Origin of the sequence: Iamia sp. SCSIO 61187 (assembly GCF_019443745.1) — a bacterium.
Lineage (GTDB): Bacteria > Actinomycetota > Acidimicrobiia > Acidimicrobiales > Iamiaceae > Iamia.
Genome location: NZ_CP050948.1, coordinates 3,538,603 through 3,556,262, shown reverse-complemented (window position 1 = coordinate 3,556,262; position 17,660 = coordinate 3,538,603). Strand labels below are relative to the sequence as shown.

Below are 17,660 nucleotides of genomic sequence, written 5' to 3'. Positions count from 1 at the left end.
GATCCCGCCCGACCACCTGGCACCCTGGGTCCCGTGGAGCGGATCCTCGTCCTCGTGGCTCTCGCCGGGCTCGCCGGCGTGGTGGCCTTCGCCGTCCGCCGGCGGCTCGGCACCGACGCCCCCACCCGGCCGGCGTGGGTCGTCCCCGACCACGTCGACCGGGCCGACCTGGTGCGGCCGACCACCCCCTGGATGGTCGCCGTGTTCAGCTCGGCGACGTGCCTGGCCTGCCGGGCCACGTGGGAGAAGGCCCGCCAGCTGGAGAGCGACGAGGTCGCCGTGCAGGACATCGACGCCGTCACCGACGCCGCGCTCCACCAGCGCTACGGCGTCGATGCCGTCCCGCTCCTGCTGGTCATCGGGCCCGACGGCACCGTCCGCCGCCACTTCCTGGGCGAGCCCTCGGCCGCCGACCTCTGGGCCGCCGTCGCCGACGCCCGCGACGAGGTCGAGCAACCAGACTCGTAGCGCGCCTGTGCCGCACACGAGCGGTCCGGTGGGCCTGGCGGCAGCCCCTCCACTAGGCCTGCGTCGGATGAGCCGGCGAGCGCAGCGAGCTTCGGCGGGCAAGGAGCCCGGCGGCAGACGGTGGGCGCAGACGGCGAGGCATGCGACATGGCTTCAGGGCTGGAGCAGCCGGTCCAGGCGGCGGGAGGCGATGCGCAGGCCGACGGCGCCCATCACGACCAGGTAGGCCACGTGCACCAGCAGACCGGGGCCGACGTGGCCCAGGCAGAGCGAGCGGACCAGGTGCACGCCCTGGTACAGCGGCGTGACCCGCACCACCCACTCGACGGCGCCCGGGTAGCGCGACAGCGGGAAGAACGTGGCCGAGAACAAGAAGAGGGGGATGAGGACCAGGTTGATCTTGTCGAAGTCGACGAACGACCGCATCCAGGTGGTGGCGGCCATGCCCACCCCGGCGAAGGCCAGCCCGATGAGGATCGTCACCGGCAGGGCCAGGATCGCCCACGGCGAGGCGATCAGCCCGAAGGCCCACATGGCGCCCAGGAACGCCCCCGAGTAGGCCGAGCCCCGCAGCAGGCACCACGACAGCTCGCCGAGGGCGACGTCGGTCGGGCCCAGCGGCGTCGCCAGCATGGCCGCGAACGAGTGGGAGTACTTGAGCTTGAAGAAGAAGCCGAAGGTGGCGTCGAAGACGGCGCCGTTCATGGCCGCCGTGGCCACCAGCGCCGGGGCCACGAACTCGCGGTAGGGGACCGACCCCACGCCGGCCACCGGGACGTCGCCGACGAGCTCGCCCACGCCGATGCCGATCGACCCCAGGTACAGCAGCGGCTCGACGAAGCCGGTGAGGAAGATGAACCACATCCGCCGGTAGGCCATGACGTTGCGGCTGAGCACGGCTCCCGGGCGCAGGAGGAGGGTGGTCACGGGGCCAGCCTCCGGGTGAAGGTGCGGGACCCGACGGCGGTGCCGGCCGCCACCACGGCGGCCAGCACGACGACGTGGGCGACCAGCTCGAGCCACTCGCCCCCGACCCGTCCCGTCGTGGCCGCCCGGGCCAGCTCGACGCCGTGCCACAGCGGCGACAGCCACACGAGGGGCTCGGCCCAGTCGGGGAGCTGCTCGACCGGGAAGAAGGTGCCCGAGAAGAGGAACAGCGGGATCACCCCGAGCCGCATGATCAGCGGGTAGGCCAGGTCGTTCTCCTGGGTGGCGCTGAAGGACCCGATGGGCGCGGCGAAGGCGGCCGCGCACAGGACGGCGGCGGGGACGGCCAGCACGCCCCACACCGAGCGCACCCCGCCGGCCACGGCGGCGACGAGGAGGAAGGCGCCGGCGGCGATCGTCGTCCGCACCCCGATCCACACCAGCCAGCCGCGGAAGGCGGCGGCGGGCGTGATCGGCGTGGCGACCATGGCCTTGTAGGACCCCATCCACTTCAGCCGACCCTGGAGCGGCCACAGGCCCTCGCTCCCGCCGACCATCATGGCGCTGGCCGCCAGCAGCCCGGGGGCCACGAAGGCGAGGTAGGGGAGGCCCTCGACCTCACCCCGGTTCTCGTCGATGATGCCGCCCAGCCCGAGGCCCATGGCCGCCAGGTAGAGGACGGGCTGGACGAGGGCGAAGCCCAGGGCCCCGCGCCACAGCTTGCGGAAGACCTGGATCTCCCGCTCGGCGACGCGCAGGACGGGCGAGCGGGCCACTACTCCTCCAGCGACCGTCCGGTGAGGATCAGGAACACGTCCTCGAGCGACGCCCGCCGGATCATCGTGCGGGCCGGGTCGAGGCCGTCGTGGCCCAGGCGCTCGGCGGCGGCATCGCCGTCGGCGGTGTACACCAGCACCCGGTCGCCCACGACCTCGGCCCGGTCCCCGTCGGCGTGGGACCGCTCGGCGGCCCGGTGGAGGTCGGCCTCGTCGGTGAAGGTCAGCTCCACCACGTCCCGGGTGGCGTGGCGGGCGATCAGCTCCCGCGGCGAGCCCTCGGCCACGATCCGCCCGCGGTCCATGATCACCAGCCGGTCGCAGAGCCGCTCGGCCTCGTCCATGTAGTGGGTGGTCAGGACGAAGCTCACCCCGCTCCGCTTGAGCTGGTGGAGGCGGTCCCACACCAGGTGGCGGGCCTGCGGGTCGAGCCCGGTGGTCGGCTCGTCGAGCAGGATCATCTCGGGCTGGCTGACCAGCGCCCGGGCGATCGCCAGGCGGCGCTTCATGCCGCCCGACAGCGGGTCGACGAGGCTGTCGGCCCGGTCCGACAGCTGCACGAACGCCAGCAGCTGCTCGGTCCGCTCGGCGATGGTCACCTTGGGCAGGTCGAAGTAGCGGCCGTAGATCAGCAGGTTCTCGCGGACCGTCAGCTCGGTGTCGAGGTTGTCCTCCTGGGCCACCACCCCGAGCCGGGCCCGGATCTGGGCGCCGTGGGTCGTCGGGTCGAGGCCCAGGACCCGGAGGTGGCCCTCGGTGATCGGCGAGGTGCAGCCGATCATCCGCATCGTCGAGGTCTTGCCCGCCCCGTTGGGGCCGAGGAACCCGAAGGCCTCGCCCCTCTCGACCCGCACGTCGATGCCGTCGACGGCCACGGACGCGCCGAACCGCTTGACCAGGCCCCTCGCCTCGACCAGTGGCTCCCCCTCCGACACGCCGGCGACCCTACCGGTGGCCGGGGTCACACCCCGAGCGACTTCGGATCACGGATGGTGCCTGGCACCATCCGTGGGAATGGGGCTCCCCGTCAGTCGACGGAGGTGGACTCGACCGCGGGGGCCGGGTCGGCGGCGGCCATGGCCACCAGGCGCTTGACGGTGGCGCCGTCGATCGTCTCGTGCTCGAGCAGCGACCGGGCCACCATGTTCAGCCCGCCGCGGTTCTCGGTGAGGACGGTGCGGCAGCGCTCCTCGGCCTCGCGCAGGATGCGCTCGACCTCCTCGTCGATGATGTTGGCCATCCGCCCGCTGTAGCTGTCGCGGGACTGGTGCATGAGGTCCTCGCCCAGGAAGACCTGGCCGCTGCCGCCCCACGCCTGCGGGCCGACCTTCGGGCTCATGCCCCACTCGGTGACCATGCGCCGGGCCCGGTTGGTGCTGACCTCGAGGTCGTTGCCGGCCCCGGTGGTCATGACCCCGAACACGAGCTGCTCGGCGACGCGGCCGCCCATGGCCACCACGATCGAGTCCTCGAGGTAGTTCTGGTTGTAGCTGTGGCGGTCCTCGGCCGGCAGCTGCTGGGTGACGCCCAGGGCCATGCCGATCGGGAGGATCGTGACCTTGTGGAGCGGGTCGGCGTTCTCCAGCAGGGTGGCGCACACGGCGTGGCCGGCCTCGTGGTAGGCGGTGAGCTCCTTCTCGGCGTCCGACAGCGCCATCGACTCGCGCCGGGCGCCCATCAGGACGCGGTCGCGGGCGTACTCGAAGTCCTCGTTGCCGATCTGCTGGCGGCCCTGGCGCACGGCGTGGAGGGCGGCCTCGTTGACGAGGTTCGACAGCTCGGCGCCGCTCATGCCGGGGGTGCCGCGGGCGACGACGTTGAGGTCGAGGTCGGGCGAGAGGCTCTTGCCCTTGGTGTGGACCCCGAGGATCGCCAGCCGCTCGGACATCTCCGGCAGGGGCACGACGACCTGGCGGTCGAAGCGGCCCGGGCGCAGCAGGGCCGGGTCGAGGATGTCGGGCCGGTTGGTGGCCGCCATCATCACGATGCCCTCGGTGGCCTCGAAGCCGTCCATCTCGTTGAGCATCTGGTTGAGGGTCTGCTCGCGCTCGTCGTGGCCGCCGCCCAGGCCGGCGCCGCGCTTGCGGCCGATGGAGTCGATCTCGTCGATGAAGATGATGGCCCGACCCATCTTCTTGGCCGTCTGGAACAGGTCCCGGACCCGGCTGGCGCCGACGCCCACGAACATCTCCATGAAGTCCGAGCCCGACACGGACAGGAACGGGACGCCGGCCTCGCCGGCCACGGCCCGGGCGATCAGGGTCTTGCCGGTGCCGGGAGGCCCGACCAGCAAGATGCCCTTGGGGATGCGGGCACCGATCTGACCGAACTTCTCGGGGTGCTTCAGGAAGTCGACGACCTCGGTGATCTCGACCTTCACGCCCTCGTAGCCGGCCACGTCGGCGAAGGTCGTGCCCGGGCGCTCGGTGCTGTAGGTCTTGGCCTTGCTCCGACCGATCGACATGATGTTGCCCATCTGGCCCGAGGCCCGACGGTTCAGCATCCAGAGCAGGAACCCGAAGAAGGCGAACGGCAGGAGCAGCGGGAACCAGGTCTCGATGAAGCTCGGGCCCTGGGTCTTGGGCTTGAGGTCGACGTCGTGCTCCTCGGCCAGGGAGATGATCTCCTGGGGGGCCTCGCGGAAGCCCGTCGTGCGGAACTCCTTGCCGTCGGTGTACTCGCCGGTGATCTTGGCCGAGGCGTTGTCGAACTCGATGGAGGCGACCCGGTCGTCCTGCACGGCGTCGCGGAACTTCGAGTACGAGATCTCCGACCCGGTGCTGTCACCGGACGAGACGGCCAGGATGATGATCCCGAGGAACGCGGCGAGCAGCACGTAGAGCGACCACTTGGGCCACCCCGGGGACGACGCGCTCGGGCTGCGACCACCCTGGCCGGAGCCTTCGGGCGGCGGGGGAGGAGACGGCGGGCCCTGCTGGGACATGGCGCCATGGTAGGGGTCCCGGAGGCCGTCGCGGCCATCACCAAGGCCGCGTTCGGGGGGCGGTACCCTCGGGTCATGGCCCGCCGCTGCGCCCGCCCGGACTGCCACCAGGTGGCAGCCACCACCCTGGCCTACGAGTACGAGACCTCCACCGTCTGGCTCGCGCCCCTGAGCGACCAGGACCACCCCATGACCCACGACATGTGCGAGGCCCACGCCGATCGCATGTCCGTGCCCCGGGGCTGGCAGCTCCGCGACCGGCGCGACGTGCTGCCCCTCTTCGGCGCCGAGGCCCTGGCCAGCTGACCACCCCGGCCGCCCGGCGGCGACGGCCCTGCTGACGGGGCCGCCGCGGGCCCGGCCGGTAACCTCGCCCGCCGTGGCGCGCGGAACCCCTCCGGCCCACCCCGCCCCGCACCCGTGACCGCGCCCTCGCCCGCCCCCGCCCGCCCCGGCGCCCCCCCGGACCCCCCCTCCTGGGGCATGGGCGAGGTGGCCGTCGCCGCCCTGGCGACCCTGGTCATCAGCGCCGTCCTCGGGAGCATCGCCCTGGGCCTGGCCGGCGTCGAGGACACCGACGACGCCTCGCTCGTCGTCATCGCCCTGGTCCAGACGACCCTCTGGGTGGGGATGCTGGGCTCGATCGCCGTCGTCCTGCGCCGCCGCGGGGCCGGGCTCGGGGAGCTGGGGCTGCGGGCCCGGTGGGTCGACGTCCCCGTCGGGATCGTCCTGGGGGTCGTGGGCCAGCTCGTCCTCGTCCCGCTGGTGTCGTGGCCGTGGACCCGGCTCCTGGGCGAGAGCTCCGAGGAGCTGCGCGAGCCGGCCTGCCGGCTGGCCGACAAGGCCGACGACCCGCTGGGCGTCGCCCTCCTGTTCGCCATCACCGTGGTCGGCGCCCCGATCGTGGAGGAGCTGTTCTTCCGCGGCTTCGTGCAGCGGGCCGCCGTCGCCGCCTTCACCCGCAACGCCCCGCTCGACGACGAGGCCGCCGCCCGCACGGCGGTGCGGCTCGGGACCGGGTTCGGTCTCGTGGTCACCGCCCTGCTCTTCGGCCTGGTGCACTTCCAGGTGCTCCAGGCGCCGGCCCTCGTCGCCTTCGGCCTGGTGCTCGGCACGCTCGCCCACCGCAGCGGCCGACTGGGGGCCAGCGTCGTCACCCACATGGCCTTCAACGCCACGACCGTGATCACCCTCGTCGTGCTCTCCTCCAACGACGACCAGTGCCGCGACGTGCTGGGCGTGCTGGGCGGTCTGGCCGGATGAGCGTCGAGCTCCGCAAGGGGCTGGCCGACGGGGCCTGGCCGGGCGAGGGGCCGGGCGCCGCCGACGGCGCCGACCCTGCGTCCGTGCGCCCCTCGCCGCTCGCCCACGGGCGCGACGTCGTCGTCCTCGCCCTCCGCCGGATCGGGGGGGCGTCGTGGGAGACCATCGCCACCGGGGTCGTGGTGGCGGCCTGCGCCCTCTTCGTGTTCCAGACCGTCCAGCCGTCCTGGATCTTCCGGGAGAACACGCCGACCGGCGGCGACATGGGCTCCCACGTCTGGGGCCCCATGTTCCTCATGCGCGAGGCCCTGCCCAACGGGCAGCTCAACGGCTGGGCCCCCGACTGGTACGCCGGCTTCCCCGCGTTCCAGTTCTACATGGTCGTCCCCATGCTCCTGATCGTGGTGGTGCACGTGGGCGTGCGGAACCCGCTGATCGTCGCCCTCCTCCCGGCCGCGCTGGCGCTGGTCCCCCTCGGCTGGTTCGTCCCGACCCTGCACCGGTTCCGGTGGGCCCTGTTCGGCCTCGGGGCCTTCCTCACCCTGCTCGTCGTCCCCGTCCCGTACGGCGTCTCGTTCAAGCTCGTCGCCGTGTCCGGGCTGGTGGGCATGCCGATCGCGGCCTGGGCCCTCGGCCGTCTCGCCGGCGCCCCGTTCCCGGTGCCGCCCGCCCTGGCCCTCGGGTCGCTGTTCTTCATCTACAACCTGGAGCCGACGCTCAACTCCGGCACCGGCAACATCATCGGCGGGAACATGACCTCGACGATGGCCGGCGAGTTCTCGTTCTCGATCAGCCTGACGCTCGGCCTCGTCTACCTGGGCTGCATGATCCGGGGTCTGCGCACCGGTCGCGGCCGGGGCGTCACCGCCGTCGTGCTCGCCCTGTGCGGGCTGTGCCACATCATCCCGGCCTTCTACATGCTGGGGGCGACGGCGGTCGCCCTCGTCATCTGGCCCGGGCGGGCCCGGCTCCGGTGGTTCGCGCCGGTCGGCCCGGTGGCCGGGCTCCTCGCCGCCTTCTGGATCGTCCCCTTCGCCGGCCGCCACGCCTACGTGAACGACATGGGGTGGGAGCCGCTGCCCCACACCAACGGCGGCGACGAGCGCACCGTCTGGGCCTACCTCGACGGCACCGCCCGCGCCGTCGCCATCGCCGTGGTGGCGGTCGTCGTCGGCCTCGCCGTCGCCCTCGTCGTGCGGTACGGCCCGGGGGCGGCGGCGAGGCGGTTGTGGACGCTCGCCGGCTTCGTGGCCGGTGCCGTCGCCGGCGGCGTGGCCGTTCCCCTGGTGCTGAGCCAGCTCACCGCGGCCGAGGCCGGGTTGGGCCCCGGGCAGACGACCGTCGGCGAGGAACCGGCCCAGACCGTCTTCAGCTACCTGGTGCCGGCGAGCGACGCCCTCGACCTCCCGCTGCTCGTCGCCGCCGTGGGCCTCGTCGTCGGCATCGTCTTCCAGCAGCGCCTCGCCTACCTGCTGACCGCCATGGCCGCGGGCGGTGCGCTCGGGTTCGTCGTCGTCCCCGACGGCCGGCTCTGGAACGCCCGGCTCCTCCCGCTCTACTACCTCGCCCTGTTCCTGCTCGCCGCCCTCGGCGTCGCCGAGGTGGTCCGGGCCGTGTCGATCCTCGTCTCCCGCGACCCCGAGCGGCCCACGCCGTGGATCGGCGTCGGCGCCGCCGTGCCCGCGACCCTCGCGGTGCTCGTCTTCCTGGGGGGTCCGCTGGCGCTCGACCAGCTGCCCACCGGAGGGACGACCCCCGAGGGCGAGGCGACCCTGGCCGGCATCACCCGCACCTACCGCAACCCCGGATCGTCGTGGGCGGAGTTCAACTTCAAGGGCCTCGAGGGCCAGGAACCCAAGGCGAACCAGCCCGAGGGGGCGACCGTCCCCGACGGGCAGGGCGGCTGGCCCGAGTACCGGGACATGGTGGCCACCATGGCCGAGCTGGGCGACGACCCCGCGCACGGGTGCGGACGGGCGTTCTGGGAGTTCGACCGGGACCGCCTGCAGTCGTACGGCACGACGATGGCGCCGATGATGCTCCCGTACTTCACCGACGGGTGCATCGGCTCGATGGAGGGCCTCTACTTCGAGTCGTCGGCCACGACGCCGTACCACTTCCTCACCCAGTGCAAGCTCTCCCAGCAGGGGTCGTGCTCGCAGCGGAACCTGGCCTACACGTCGTTCGACATCGGCCGGGGCATCGACCAGCTCGCCCTGCTGGGCGTGAAGTACTACATGGCGGCGTCGGACACCGCCGTCCAGGCCGCGGCCCGCGACGACCGCCTGACCGAGGTCGCCGTGTCCGGGCCCTGGCACGTCTACGAGCTGCCGGCCGACCAGAACCAGATGGTCGTGGGGCTGGCGAACCTGCCCGTCGTGCTCGACGGCGTCCGACCCGAGCAGGACAGCTGGCTCGACCCGGCGATCGCCTGGTTCAACGACCGGGACCGGTGGGAGGTCCCCTTCGCCCTCGACGGGCCCGACGACTGGCCCCGGGTGACCCTGCCGGAGATCTCCGACACCACACCCGAGGGCGAGGTCCGGCGCGACGGGGACCGGACGCTGCCCGACTTCCCCCAGGAGGAGGTGCGGCCAGCGGAGGTCACCGACGTCGTGATGGGCGACGAGGCGCTGTCGTTCCGCGTCGACGAGCCCGGCACCCCGGTGCTGGTGAAGGTCTCGTACTTCCCGAACTGGCAGGTCGAGGGGGCCGAGGGGCCGTACCGGGTGTCGCCCAACCTCATGGTCGTGGTCCCGACCTCGACCGAGGTGACCATGACCTACGGGCGGACGCCGCTCGACTGGGCCGCCTACCTGCTGACGTTCCTCGGCATCGTCGCCCTCCTGGGCTTCTGGCGCTTCGGCCCGGTGCCGATCCCCGAGGGCGTGCTCGACCGCCGCCGCCGGGAGCGCAGCGAGGCGCGCGCCGCCGCGGTCGCCGCTCCGCCGCCCGCGGGCGGGGAGCCGGGTCCTGGCTCCGACCCCGCCGGTCCGGCCTCGCTGGACGGCCCCGGCGAGCCCGGCGCCCACCCGCCCGGGGAGGCCGTCGGCACCTGGACCTCGCCGCTCGACGCCCCGGCGGACCGGCCGCCGTCCCCAGGGACCGACGACGCCCCTGACGGCGGCGCCGAGCGGGGTGACCCGACCCCGTGAGGGATCGCCTGCGTCGGTTCGCCTCGATCGGGGTGATCGCCACGCTGGTCGACGTCGGGGTCCTGCTCCTGGCGGCGCGGGCCCTCGGCCTCATCGTGGTGGCGGCCGACACCGTCGCCCTCGCCGTGGCCGCCCTCGTCAGCTTCTGGCTGCACCGGCTGATCACCTTCGCCGGCGACCCGGCCGTGCGCTGGGTCAACCGGCCCCTGGCCTTCGTGGTCACCGCCGCCGTCGCCGGTGCCGTCGACGTCGTCGTGCTGCGGACGCTGGTCGAGGTCACGGGGTGGGACTCCGCTCCCGCCCTCGTCGCGGCCAAGCTGCCCGCCGTCGCCGTCGCCGCCGGGGTGCGCTTCGTCGCCTACCGGTCGGTCCTCTTCGGCGTGGTGCGGGCCGAGCTGGCCGAGCGGGTCGACCGGCCGCCGGCGCCGGGCGAGCGCCGCCTCACCGTCGTCGTTCCCGCCTACCGGGAGGCCGACCGCATCGGGGCCACGATCGAGCGGATCCGGGCCGAGCTGGCCGCCGTCGCCCCAGGCGACGAGCTGGAGGTCGTCGTCGTCGACGACGGGTCCCAGGACGGGACCGCCGAGGCCGCCCGGGCCGGCGGCGCCGACCAGGTCGTCGTCCTGCCGGCCAACCGGGGCAAGGGGGCGGCGGTGCGGGCCGGGGTCCTGGCCGCCACCGGGCGGACCGTGGCCTTCACCGACGCCGACCTGTCGTACCCGCCGGGCCAGATCGCCGACCTCCTGGCCGAGGTCGAGGCCGGGTGGGACATGGTCGTCGGGAGCCGGGTCCACACCGAGACGGCCACCCTCGTGCGGGCCCGCGCCGTGCGCGAGCTCGGGGGGCGGGTCATCAACCTGGCGACCCACGCCGTGCTGCTCGGCGCCCACCGGGACACGCAGTGCGGGCTGAAGGCGTTCCGCTCCGACGTGGCCCGCTCCCTGTTCTCCCGGACCCGGATCGACGGCTTCGCCTTCGACGTCGAGCTGTTCCACCTGGCCGAGCGCGACCGCCTGTCGCTGCAGGAGGTCCCGGTCCGGGTGGCCAACGCCGACCGGTCCTCGGTCCGCGTCGTCCGCGACGGGCTCCGCATCGTCCGTGACCTGGCGCGCATCGTGCGCGCTGGCCGCGCCGGCCACTACGACACCCCCAAGGTCGAGGCCGCGTCCGAAGGCTCGGCGACGACCTGATCGGCGCACAGTGGTGCCGCAGGCGACCTCGGCAACGAGGCACCAGCATGGGATCGTGAGCCCGCCCCTGGACGTCAGGCTGTCGTTCGACGACGTTGCCGAGATCTACGACCGCATCCGGCCGTCCTATCCTTCAAGGTTGTTCGACGACCTGTTCGCGCGGCTGCCGCCCGACCCGGAGATCGTCGAGGTCGGTCCCGGCACGGGCCAGGCGACGAAGGATCTCCTCGCCCGGGGGGCGATGGTGCATGCCATCGAGATCGGTCCGGCGATGGCCGCCGCACTGCGCGCCAACCGGGCATCGGACCGGTTGCGGGTCACGGTCGGCGATTTCGAGCAGGCCCGCATCGCTGCGGCACCGCCGATGCCGTCGTCTCGGCCTCGGCGTATCACTGGATCTCGCCGGCGGCGCAGACCGATCGACCGGCGACCATCCTCCGCCCGGGAGGCACCGTGGCGATCATCGATCTCATCCAGGTGGATGCGTCGGAGGACGCCGGGTTCTTCGCCGCCAGCCAGCCGATCTACGCCCGGTACGGCCAGCGCCACGCCGGGCCGCCCGCCCCGCGACACAAGCAGACCGACCCTGTGATCCGCGAGGTGCTGGAGGGCGATGGCCGCTTCACCCTCGTGGCGGTGCGCCGGTACGACTGGGACCAGACCTACAGCGCCGTCGACTACCGCCAGCTGATGCTGAGCTACTCGGCGACCCAGATGATGGACGAGGCGGATCGTCGCGGGCTCCTGGACGACATCGAGTCCTTCATCCGCCGCGACTTCGACGGCCACGTGACCAGGCCGCTTGTCGCCACGCTCACCACCGCCCGGCTCGGGTGACGGCCGGCGGAGACGGCACGCGGCGGTGCCACCCCGCGGGTGGTGGGTCCGGGGGTGGCTGGGGGGTTGCTGCCCGTGGGTGCCCGCCTCAGGCGGCGGGTTCTCGGTGCCGGGTGGGGGGTCGGCGGTCGAAGGAGACCCACTTCTTCTGGAGGCGTTCGCCAGTGGGGCCGTCGTAGGGATCGACGACGGGCATGGCCTCGGGGGTGGGTCGGGTGGGGTGGCCGGCGGGTCTGATGCGACGGCCGTGGCGGTCGGTGAACACGACCCCGTCGGGAAGGTCGGCGTTGCCGGTGATGCCGAGCAGGCCCATGTGGTGCATGCGGTGGTGGCGGCCGCACAGGCAGATCAGGTTCCAGGTGACGGTCTCGCCGTCGTCTTCCCAATGGATGATGTGATGGACCTGGACCCACAGGGTGCTGTCGCAGCCCGGGACCCGGCAGCCGCCGTCGCGGTGCTCGATGAGGCGCCGGATGCGGCGGGGGACGATGCGGTGGGTGCGCCCGACCTGGACCGGGTGCCCGTCGGTCTCCCAGACCACGCTGATGTCGGCGTCGCAGAGCAGGTAGCGGCGCAGGGTGTCCGGGAGGGTGGGGCCCATGTGCATCTCGGCCCGCCACGCCTCACCGTCTCCCACCGGGGCCTGCAGGTGCACCAGGACCCCGGGGCGGGAGGCGACCTCGGCCCCCTCGGCGTCGTGGGCCAACACGCTGTGGGCCATGCCGACGACGGCGTCGGCGAAGGTCACCTTCTCGACGCCCAGCTCGCGATCGGTCCCCGCCGTCGAGCGGCCCTCGGCCTCGGCCCGGTCCCGGGCGGCGGTGCGGGCGGCGGTGTGGAGTCGGTCGCGGGTCTCGCGCAGCGCCTGTTCGACGATGGCGCCCTCATCGGCGGGCAGGCGGATGCTGGCCCGCCACTGGTCGCCGTCGTCGTGGCCGAAGGCCACCGACCGCACCGGCACCCGGGGCGGTGCGTCGTCGTCGCGGTCGGTGTCGAAGCCGTACTGACGGGTCGCGGCGACGATCTTGGGACCGTGGCGTTGACGGCCAGCTCGCACACCGACGCCTCGTACTCCGCCGGGGTGAACCTCGCCACCGTGGCCGCCTGGTCGAGCGAGAGGCCCCCGGCCCGGAACGTGGCCATCACCGTGGGCAGCTCGTCGGCCCGCGCCGCCAACCGGACCGCCCGGGTGGCCGTCGCCCGGGCCACACCGGTCTTCCACATCAGCCACTGGACCGGGGTGTGGATGCCCGCCCCGTCCCACCACCGCGCCGCCAAGGCCTCGACGACCAGATCGACCAACGCCGCATCCGCCGCGTTCCGCACCCCCGCCGCCCGGGCCACCGCAGCCTCGAAGGCCTGGTTTGCCCTCCACTGCTCCGGTGTGCGGACCACATCCAACATGGGAACAGGCGTACCCACGACCCTCACCACCGAAACCCCCGATCCCGGGCGAACCGCGAACCCCGCGACGACCAGCCCCCACGCCCCCGAGAGTGGTCCGGAGGAGATCTCGGCGGGAGTGTCGATCGGGGCCCGTGTCGTTCGTGGACCTGGTGCGGGCCGGTACGGTGCCGGCCGCCGCGACAAGGAGCCCCAGATGAAGCAGTACATGCTCAGCGTCCACCACGACCCGGAGGCCGAGGCGGCGGCGCCGCCCATGTCGCCCGAGGACGTGCGGGCGATGTACGAGAACGTCAACGCCTTCAACGAGGAGGCCCAGGCGGCCGACGCCATGGTCTTCGGGTGCGGCCTGTTCCCGCCGGACACGGCCACGACCGTCCGCACCGAGGGCGGCGAGCTCCTCCTGACCGACGGCCCCTTCGCCGAGACCAAGGAGTACCTGGGCGGCTTCTGGATCATCAAGTGCGCGGACCTCGACGCCGCCCTGGAGTGGGCCCGCAAGGCCGCCGACGCCCTGAGCGGCGGCCCGATCGAGGTGCGCCCCCTCCAGGAGGACGCCGAGGAGTAGGCCGTGGCGGCGGCCCCCGGCGACGAGCCCCGCGCGCTCCTCGAGCGGATCTTCCGCGAGGAGCGCGGCGCCGTCGTCGCCACCCTGATCCGCCTGCTCGGCGACATCGACCAGGCCGAGGAGGCCGTCCAGGAGGCCTACGTCGTCGCCCTGCGGACGTGGCCCGAGCGCGGCGTCCCCCCGAACCCCGGCGGGTGGCTCGTGACGACCGCCCGCAACCGGGCCATCGACCGGCTCCGCCGGGAGTCCACCCGCCAGGACCGCTACGAGCAGGCCCACCACCTCACCGACCACGACCCCGAGCCCGAGGAGGTCGGACCCGTGCGCGACGACCGCCTCCGGCTGATCTTCACCTGCTGCCACCCGGCCCTCGCCCCGAGCGCCCAGGTGGCCCTCACCCTCCGCCTGCTCGGCGGGTTGGAGACGCCCGAGATCGCCCGGGCCTTCCTCGTCCCCGAGCCGACGATGGCCCAGCGCATCGTGCGGGCCAAGCGCAAGATCCGCGACGCCAACGTCCCCTACCGGATCCCCCGCGACGCCGAGCTCCCCGACCGCCTCCCGCCCGTCCTCGCGGTCGTCTACCTCATCTTCAACGAGGCCTACACGGCGACGTCGGGGGAGGAGCTGGCCCGCGCCGACCTGGCCGAGGAGGCCATCCGGCTGGCCCGGCTCCTCGTCGACCTGATGCCCGACGAGCCCGAGGTGCTGGGCCTCCTCGCCCTCCTGCTCCTGACCGAGGCCCGTCGCCCGGCGCGCACCGACGCCGCCGGCGACCTCGTCCGCCTGGCCGACCAGGACCGGACCCGCTGGGACCACGCCATGGCGGCCGAGGGGGGTTCCCTCGTGGGCCGGTGCATCCGCCGGAACCGGCCCGGCCCGTACCAGCTCCAGGCGGCCATCGCCGCCGTGCACAGCCAGGCGTCCACCGCCGAGGCCACCGACTGGTCCCAGATCCTGCACTCCTACGACATGCTCGTGGCCCTGGCGCCGACGCCGGTCGCCCACCTCAACCGGGCCGTCGCCGTGGCCCAGGTCGAGGGGCCCGCTGCGGGCCTGGCCGAGGTCGACCGGCTGGCCGAGGCGCTCGAGGGCTACCACCTGTTCCACGCCACCCGGGCCGAGCTCCTCCTCCGGCTCGGCCGCCGGGCCGGTGCCGCCGCCGCCCTCGCCGCCGCCGAGGACCGGGCCACCAACGAGCCCGAGCGCCGCTTCCTCGCCCGCCGCCGGGCCGAGATCGCCGACCGCTGAGCCATGCTTTCCTGCGTCTGCGGCAGGAGGTCTTCTCCTGCCGGTGTCGCAGGAGCTCGGGGCATCCCGACCGAGGGCACCCGGGGGCCGGTGGGGGCCCGACTAGGGTCGGTCGGCCATGGCCGACCTGGATGCGATCTTCAAGGCCTACGACGTCCGCGGGCTGGTCGGCGACCAGATCGACGCCGACGTCTGCCGGGCCATCGGGGCGGCCTTCGCCCGCTTCGCCAAGGACGAGGAGGGCGCCGAGCGCATCCTCGTCGGGCGGGACATGCGCGAGAGCGGCATCACGTTCGCCGGGGCCTTCGCCGAGGGCGCCCAGGCCCAGGGCGTCGACGTGATCGACATCGGCCTCTGCTCGACCGACATGGTGTACTTCGCGTCGGGCCGCCTCCGGGCGCCGGGCGCCATGTTCACCGCCAGCCACAACCCGGCGGCCTACAACGGCATCAAGTTCTGCCTGTCCGAGGCCAAGGCGGTGGGCCGCGACACCGGGCTCGACCGCATCAAGGCCATGGCCGCCGCCGGTGTGCCCGACCACCTGGGCGAGCCCGGCCAGCTGACGCAGCAGGACATGCTCGGCGCCTTCGTCGACCACGTCCGCTCGTTCGTCGACACCGCCGCCTTCGCCCCGCTCAAGATCGTGGCCGACACGGCCAACGGCATGGGCGGCCTCGTCGTCCCCGCCGCCTTCGCCGGGCTGCCGGTCGAGCTCGAGGTCCTCTACCCCGAGCTCGACGGCACCTTCCCCAACCACCCGGCGGACCCGATCCAGGTCGAGAACCAGCGGGACCTCCGGGCGCGCGTCCTGGAGACCGGCGCCGACATCGGCCTGGCCTTCGACGGCGACGCCGACCGGGTGTTCGTGGTCGACGACCGGGGCGAGCCCATCTCCGGCTCCACCACCACGGCGATGGTCGCCGCCGGCGTGCTCGAGAAGGAGCCCGGGGCGACGATCCTGCACAACCTGATCTGCTCCAAGGCGGTCCCCGAGATCGTCACCGAGAAGGGCGGGACGCCGATCCGCACCCAGGTCGGCCACTCGCTCATCAAGGCCGTCATGGCCGAGACCGGCGCCGCCTTCGGGGGCGAGCACTCGGCCCACTACTACTTCCGCGACAACTGGCGGGCCGACAGCGGGCTCATCGCCGCCATGCACGTCATCGAGGGCCGCAGCAAGGCCGGCGTCCCCCTCTCGGAGATGCGCAAGCCCTTCGACCGCTACGCCATGTCGGGCGAGATCAACACGACGGTCGACGACCCCCTCGCCGTCATCGAGCGCGTCGCCGCCGCCTTCCCCGACGGCGACCAGGACCGCCTCGACGGGCTCACCGTCGACCTCGGCACCTGGTGGTTCAACCTCCGCCCCTCCAACACCGAGCCCCTGCTGCGGCTCAACCTCGAGTCGCCCACCCAGGCCGAGACCGACACCCACGTGGCCGAGGTCCTCGGCCTCATCACCGGATCGGCTCCCGCCGCTCCCTGACCACCGGAGGACGCGCCATGGCGCTCGATCCCCAGCTGCTCGACATCCTGGCCTGCCCCGAGGACAAGGGTCCGCTGCTGTACTTCCCCGACGAGGCCGCGCTCTACAACCCGCGCCTCAAGCGTCGCTACCGCATCGAGGACGACATCCCCGTCATGCTGGTCGACGAGGCCGAGACGGTCGACGACGCCGAGGACGAGCGGCTGCGGGCCAAGGCCGAGGCCGACGGCGTGAAGCCCACCTTCGAGGCCTGAGACCGAACCGAGGGGCACCGTCACCATGAGCGCAGACACCAGCCCGACCCGACGGGGCCTCGACTCCCTCGGGATGCGCGACGCCACCCTCGGCCTCGGCGACCAGGTCACCGCGGCGGTGGCCGCCGGCGAGGCGATCGAGCACCTGCCCGACGGTGAGGAGATCGCCAACATCGTCGTGCTCGGGATGGGCGACAGCGGCATCGTCGGCGACATCATCGAGACCGTCGGCGACCTCTTCCTGCCCGTGCCGGTGGTCGTGGTGAAGGGCTACGACGCCCCCAGCTTCGTCGCCTCCGACACCCTCGTGGTGGCCGTCTCCTACTCGGGCGACACCGACGAGACGGTCCAGGCCGCCGAGGAGTCGGCCGCATCCGGGGGGCGGATGCTCGTGGTGGCCTCGGGCGGTCAGCTCCTCGAGAGCGCCGCCGGGTGGGGTGCCGCCGTCGCCCCGGTGCCGGACACGTTCCCGGCGCCCCGCACCGCGGTCGGGGCCATGACGATCCCCGTCCTCGTCGCCCTGGAGCGCATGGGCATCTTCCCCGGCGCCCACGGCTGGATCGCCGCCACCGCCGACCAGCTGCGCCGGCGCGCCGACCAGCTGGCCGCCGACCGCAGCCCGGCCGCCGACCTGGCCCGCCGGATCGGGCGCACGCTCCCCATCGTCTACGGCGCCGGCGCCGTCGGCCGGGTGGCGGCGACGCGCTGGAAGACGCAGGTCAACGTCAACGCCAAGACCCCGGCGTTCGCCAACGCCCTGCCGGAGCTGGGCCACAACGAGCTGGTGGGGTGGGGCCAGCACGGGGACGTCACCCGCCAGGTGTTCCAGATGGTGTTCCTCCGCCACGAGGAGGAGCACCCGCAGCAGGGCCGCCGCTTCGACGCCCTCCAGCTCCTGCTCGAGGAGGTCGTCGGCGGGCTCCACATGGTCGACGCCGAGGGCGAGGGTTCTCTGGCCCAGCTGCTCGACCTGATGCTCTTCGGCGACATGGTGAGCCTCGAGCTGGCGGCCCAGGAGGGCGTCGACCCCGGCCCCACCCCCGCCCTCGACGAGCTCAAGCGCACCCTCAGCCACGGCTGATCCCCCGCCGACGACGGAAGGGGTCTGACCCCATGTGTCCGGGCGTGCGTGGCGGGCTC

Annotated in this window: 16 protein-coding genes and 2 pseudogenes; 12 read left to right on the top strand and 6 right to left on the bottom strand. The window is 73.4% G+C overall.

Going from position 1 to position 17,660, the window contains the following annotated elements:
* Positions 1–33 precede the first annotated feature (33 nt).
* Complete coding sequence (locus HC251_RS16950; protein ID WP_219941788.1) at positions 34–468, top strand: thioredoxin; 435 nt, start codon at positions 34–36, stop codon at positions 466–468.
* Between the two features lie 153 nt (positions 469–621).
* Here the strand turns inward: HC251_RS16950 and HC251_RS16945 are convergent, their stop codons facing one another.
* From HC251_RS16945 to ftsH, 4 genes are all read right to left on the bottom strand, one after another.
* Positions 622–1,395 (bottom strand): ABC transporter permease, encoded by a 774-nt coding sequence (locus tag HC251_RS16945; protein ID WP_255566455.1) that lies wholly within the window; start codon positions 1,393–1,395, stop codon positions 622–624.
* Complete coding sequence (locus tag HC251_RS16940) at positions 1,392–2,171, bottom strand: ABC transporter permease (RefSeq protein WP_219941787.1); 780 nt, start codon at positions 2,169–2,171, stop codon at positions 1,392–1,394. The genes HC251_RS16945 and HC251_RS16940 overlap by 4 nt, the downstream gene beginning before the upstream one ends.
* A complete protein-coding gene (locus tag HC251_RS16935; RefSeq protein ID WP_255566454.1) occupies positions 2,171–3,106 on the bottom strand; it encodes an ABC transporter ATP-binding protein in 936 nt (311 codons plus the stop codon). Before HC251_RS16935 ends, HC251_RS16940 begins: the two co-directional genes overlap by 1 nt.
* 92 nt (positions 3,107–3,198) lie before the next feature.
* Entirely contained in the window at positions 3,199–5,115 is a 1,917-nt protein-coding gene (gene ftsH, locus HC251_RS16930) for an ATP-dependent zinc metalloprotease FtsH (protein WP_219941785.1), read from the bottom strand.
* A 75-nt stretch (positions 5,116–5,190) separates the two neighbouring features.
* Here ftsH and HC251_RS16925 point away from each other — a divergent pair, with 75 nt between their 5' ends.
* The 6 genes and pseudogenes from HC251_RS16925 (at position 5,191) to HC251_RS16905 (ending at position 11,560) form a co-directional block, all read left to right on the top strand.
* Positions 5,191–5,421 carry a DUF3499 family protein gene (locus tag HC251_RS16925; RefSeq protein ID WP_219941784.1) on the top strand — a complete coding sequence of 77 codons (231 nt, stop codon included), beginning with the start codon at positions 5,191–5,193 and terminating at the stop codon, positions 5,419–5,421.
* Between the two features lie 177 nt (positions 5,422–5,598).
* Entirely contained in the window at positions 5,599–6,378 is a 780-nt protein-coding gene (locus HC251_RS16920; protein ID WP_219941783.1) for a CPBP family intramembrane glutamic endopeptidase, read from the top strand.
* Entirely contained in the window at positions 6,375–9,533 is a 3,159-nt protein-coding gene (locus tag HC251_RS16915) for a hypothetical protein (RefSeq protein ID WP_219941782.1), read from the top strand. The genes HC251_RS16920 and HC251_RS16915 overlap by 4 nt, the downstream gene beginning before the upstream one ends.
* The gene (locus HC251_RS16910; RefSeq protein ID WP_255566453.1) at positions 9,530–10,723 is read left to right on the top strand and encodes a glycosyltransferase; all 1,194 of its coding nucleotides are present in this window, start codon (positions 9,530–9,532) and stop codon (positions 10,721–10,723) included. The genes HC251_RS16915 and HC251_RS16910 overlap by 4 nt, the downstream gene beginning before the upstream one ends.
* Positions 10,632–11,054, top strand: a pseudogene (locus tag HC251_RS26250) (class I SAM-dependent methyltransferase); the annotation flags it as partial. The gene HC251_RS16910 and the pseudogene HC251_RS26250, both read left to right, overlap by 92 nt.
* Before the next feature lie 122 nt (positions 11,055–11,176).
* A complete protein-coding gene (locus HC251_RS16905; protein WP_219941780.1) occupies positions 11,177–11,560 on the top strand; it encodes a hypothetical protein in 384 nt (127 codons plus the stop codon).
* 88 nt (positions 11,561–11,648) lie between these two features.
* On the opposite strand, the gene HC251_RS16900 is transcribed toward HC251_RS16905, so the two are convergent.
* Together HC251_RS16900 and HC251_RS26245 are read right to left on the bottom strand one after the other, a co-directional pair.
* On the bottom strand, positions 11,649–12,617 hold the full coding sequence (locus HC251_RS16900; protein WP_255566452.1) for an HNH endonuclease signature motif containing protein: 969 nt from the start codon (positions 12,615–12,617) through the stop codon (positions 11,649–11,651).
* Positions 12,618–12,676: 59 nt separating this feature from the next.
* A pseudogene (locus HC251_RS26245) lies at positions 12,677–12,964 on the bottom strand (hypothetical protein); the annotation flags it as partial.
* Here HC251_RS26245 and HC251_RS26240 point away from each other — a divergent pair.
* The 5 genes from HC251_RS26240 (at position 12,963) to HC251_RS16875 (ending at position 17,601) form a co-directional block, all read left to right on the top strand.
* Positions 12,963–13,532, top strand: coding sequence for a YciI family protein (locus tag HC251_RS26240; RefSeq protein WP_370651254.1), 570 nt, complete (start codon positions 12,963–12,965; stop codon positions 13,530–13,532). The pseudogene HC251_RS26245 and the gene HC251_RS26240 overlap by 2 nt on opposite strands.
* Before the next feature lie 3 nt (positions 13,533–13,535).
* Positions 13,536–14,780 carry an RNA polymerase sigma factor gene (locus HC251_RS16890; protein WP_219941777.1) on the top strand — a complete coding sequence of 415 codons (1,245 nt, stop codon included), beginning with the start codon at positions 13,536–13,538 and terminating at the stop codon, positions 14,778–14,780.
* Positions 14,781–14,898: 118 nt separating this feature from the next.
* Positions 14,899–16,266, top strand: coding sequence for a phosphomannomutase/phosphoglucomutase (locus HC251_RS16885; RefSeq protein ID WP_219941776.1), 1,368 nt, complete (start codon positions 14,899–14,901; stop codon positions 16,264–16,266).
* 17 nt (positions 16,267–16,283) lie between these two features.
* Positions 16,284–16,520 carry a Trm112 family protein gene (locus HC251_RS16880; RefSeq protein WP_219941775.1) on the top strand — a complete coding sequence of 79 codons (237 nt, stop codon included), beginning with the start codon at positions 16,284–16,286 and terminating at the stop codon, positions 16,518–16,520.
* 25 nt (positions 16,521–16,545) lie between these two features.
* Complete coding sequence (locus HC251_RS16875; protein ID WP_219941774.1) at positions 16,546–17,601, top strand: bifunctional phosphoglucose/phosphomannose isomerase; 1,056 nt, start codon at positions 16,546–16,548, stop codon at positions 17,599–17,601.
* Positions 17,602–17,660 lie beyond the last annotated feature (59 nt).

Excerpts from the sequence above, each read along its gene's own strand:
- ftsH (WP_219941785.1), bottom strand. The coding sequence starts at position 5,115 with ATGTCCCAGCAGGGCCCGCCGTCTCCTCCCCCGCCGCCCGAAGGCTCC.
- HC251_RS16925 (WP_219941784.1), top strand. The coding sequence starts at position 5,191 with ATGGCCCGCCGCTGCGCCCGCCCGGACTGCCACCAGGTGGCAGCCACC.
- HC251_RS16920 (WP_219941783.1), top strand. The coding sequence starts at position 5,599 with ATGGGCGAGGTGGCCGTCGCCGCCCTGGCGACCCTGGTCATCAGCGCC.
- HC251_RS16915 (WP_219941782.1), top strand. The coding sequence starts at position 6,375 with ATGAGCGTCGAGCTCCGCAAGGGGCTGGCCGACGGGGCCTGGCCGGGC.
- HC251_RS26240 (WP_370651254.1), top strand. The coding sequence starts at position 12,963 with ATGGGAACAGGCGTACCCACGACCCTCACCACCGAAACCCCCGATCCC.
- HC251_RS16885 (WP_219941776.1), top strand. The coding sequence starts at position 14,899 with ATGGCCGACCTGGATGCGATCTTCAAGGCCTACGACGTCCGCGGGCTG.
- HC251_RS16880 (WP_219941775.1), top strand. The coding sequence starts at position 16,284 with ATGGCGCTCGATCCCCAGCTGCTCGACATCCTGGCCTGCCCCGAGGAC.
- HC251_RS16875 (WP_219941774.1), top strand. The coding sequence starts at position 16,546 with ATGAGCGCAGACACCAGCCCGACCCGACGGGGCCTCGACTCCCTCGGG.